Origin of the sequence: Streptomyces sp. SID11385, assembly GCF_010548245.1 — a bacterium.
Lineage (GTDB): Bacteria > Actinomycetota > Actinomycetes > Streptomycetales > Streptomycetaceae > Streptomyces.
Genome location: NZ_JAAGLR010000396.1, coordinates 1 through 636 on the forward strand (window position 1 = coordinate 1; position 636 = coordinate 636).

A 636-nucleotide genomic window follows, 5' to 3' on the forward strand; every position below is an offset into this window, starting at 1 on the left:
GCGGAGGGCGGGGTCGACGGGCTCGTCGCCGCGCACGCGGTCGTCGCGAGCGCCGCGAAGTGCTCCAGCGTCTCGCGGCGCACGCGGCGGCCGGGACGCGGCCACTCCTCCGGCGCGTCCCACAGCGCGGCGGTGCGGACCCGCTGCACGTGCGGGGGCAGGCGGACCCAGCCGAGGTCCTCCTGACGGCTGCCGCGGCTGAAGGCGTAGATGTCGAACGCGTACGTGTCGAGACCGCGCACGAGGCGGTCGCACCAGAGTCTCGCCTCGCCGTTGACGTACGGATAGCCGCCGTCGGTCAGCAGTCCTATGCGCACGAGCGCGCACCCCCGATCTCCCGGTCACGGGGCCGCCCTTCGGTCGGCGACCCACAGCGGGACGAAGGTATGCGCAGGTATGGGTGGTCCGGCGGACGGTTGTCCGTCGGACCACCGGAAGGGGTGAAGAGTCGTAACCAATCCGAGGCGGGGGCGTTTTAAGGGCGCGAAAGCGGGCTTACGTGCGCGCGAGACCCCGCGGGCGCCCCTTTTCGCGGCGCCCGCGGTTGCTCCGTTCGGCGGCGCACGCCCTCACACCCCGGCCGCGGCCGTCCGCCCCTGCTCCGCCCCCGGGAGCGCCGCGAGCGCCGCGCGCCGC

The 636-nt window shown here is 75.0% G+C and carries 1 protein-coding gene; it reads right to left on the reverse strand.

Translation table 11 applies throughout. The features are described 5' to 3' along the window. Positions 1-317, reverse strand: a 317-nt coding sequence (locus G3I42_RS11940; protein ID WP_164285231.1) for a DUF3492 domain-containing protein, incomplete at its 3' end; no start/stop codon positions are given. Positions 318-636: the final 319 nt, after the last annotated feature.